Here is a 2197-nt window from a genome sequence, read left to right as displayed (position 1 = left end):
TAATCAAAAAAGCTAGGGGTGTACTAATAACATGAGGAGCATATTTTTTTTGTTCAGCCGTTATTGGAATTTCACTATTTATATCTACACTAGGTTTAAGATTCGTCATTGGGGTTGTAGATTTAACTATATCCTCAATAGATTCTGCATTTATTTCTTTAATTTTTGGCACATCATCATAAATAACAGGTATATCGTTACATTTTGGACAAGCGATTTTAGCTTTAGCTTCAAACACAACTTCACCTTGTAGTCCTTCAACGCGACTAATAAAATAAGGATCGATAAGGTAACCACCATTAGACATAACGGCATAACCTCGAACTATTTGCAACGGCGTAAATGACGGAGCACCTAATGCCAATGACTCGGTTCGATTAATATTTTCTTCAGGAAAACCAAAACGTTTTAGATAATCCGCCGCATAATCAACACCCATCGCGCGCATTGCGCGTACCATCACAACATTTTTAGACTGGCCTAATCCCTGACGCAAACTGATTGGACCAGCATATTTAGCGGGAGAATTTTTAGGTCGCCAATCTGAATCCGCTCCAGCATCCCAACGAGTAATCGGCATATCATTTAATAATGAAGCTAACGTTAATCCTTTATCTAATGCGGCAGTATAAAGAAAAGGCTTAATATTGGAGCCAACTTGACGTAACGATTGGGTTACTCGATTAAATTTACTTAATTCAAAATCAAACCCGCCAACCAACGAGACAATAGCGCCATCTAATGGATTAAGAGCAATAAAAGCTGAATTTGCTTCTGGTATTTGAGCTAACCACCAGCTATCTTCAACCTGTCGTATACGAATTAATTCTCCCACTTTAACAACTTCGTTAACCGTTTTAGGTGCTATGCCTTGACGCTCATCAGAAATATACTTACGTGCCCAAGAAACACCATTCATTGCCAATTCAACAGAAGCACCATTCGGCATTATCACTTCAGCTTTATTTTTATTTGTCGCCATAACCACTGCAGGAATTAATGGCCCATAAGTAGATATTTTTTTCAGCTGTTCAATAATTTGTTCGTGAGTCCAAGGTGTTTGTAGCTGAGTCCAAAGAATTTTTTCTGCTCCTCGATAACCATGACGAATATCATAATTAATTAGGTTATTACGCAAAGCATTAACTGCTGCTATCTGGTCTTTACCGATGATTGTGGTATAAACTTTATAACCATTTGTATAAGCATCCTCACCATAACGGTTATAGAGCTCTTGCCTAACCATTTCTGCTAGATAGGGAGCTGAAAACGAAATTTTTGGCGCGTGATAACTAGCAATAATGTTTTCTCGCTTTGCTTCATTATATTGCTGTTGAGTAATATACCCCTCTTCTAACATACGCAATAGTACGGTATTTCGACGATTTATCGCTCGTTCATGGGAGTAAAGGGGGTTAAAAGTAGAAGGTGCTTTTGGTAAACCTGCAATCATAGCAATTTCACTTAAACTTAATTCATTTACAGACTTACCAAAATAGACATAAGCGGCTGCGCCTAGACCGTAAGCGCGATTTCCTAAATAAATTTTATTTAAATAAAGTTCCAGAATTTCATCTTTTGACAACAATTGCTCAATCCGGATAGCTAAAAATACCTCTTTAACTTTACGCATCAATGTTTTTTCTCGACTTAAGAAAAAATTTCTTGCTAATTGCTGTGTTATTGTACTTGCCCCTTGCGAAGCATGACCGGAAGCAGCCATCACCGATACAGCTCGAAAAATTCCTATAGGATCAACACCATGATGTTCATAATATCGGCTATCTTCGGTCGCGACAAAAGCTTTTATCATTAGCGGGGGAACTTGTTTTAATGGCAATGGAAGACGCCGTTTCTCTCCAAATTGTGCGATCAACTCACCTTCTGCACTTAACACCTGCATAGGTACTTGCAATCGAACATCTTTTAATGTTGCTACATCAGGTAATTCTGATTCGACATATTTGTACAAACCAAAAATAGATCCTGCCCCAAAAATAGACAGCAAACTATAAAAAAAAAAGAAAAAACTTTACGATCTTCACCTGAAATTCCCATTTACAATTTATTGGGTGGTTTATAAACATCGAATATTTAGTATAAATGTTTTAAATTACCTTGAATATGGAATTTTATACATTAACAATAGGGAAATCGTCTATGTTTTTACAAAAATGGCAGATTGGCCTTGATATAC

The 2197-nt window shown here is 36.9% G+C and carries 1 protein-coding gene; it reads right to left on the bottom strand.

Annotated elements, in window-relative coordinates; all coding sequences use genetic code 11:
- Window positions 1-2008, bottom strand: a 2008-nt coding sequence (locus tag CBG25_RS02370; RefSeq protein WP_290604260.1) for a transglycosylase domain-containing protein, incomplete at its 3' end; no start/stop codon positions are given.
- Between the last annotated feature and the right edge of the window lie 189 nt (window positions 2009-2197).

The sequence above is a fragment of the Arsenophonus sp. ENCA genome (assembly GCF_002287155.1).
Classification (GTDB): Bacteria; Pseudomonadota; Gammaproteobacteria; order Enterobacterales; family Enterobacteriaceae; genus Arsenophonus; species Arsenophonus nilaparvatae.
This window is presented reverse-complemented; position numbering and strand designations above follow the sequence as displayed.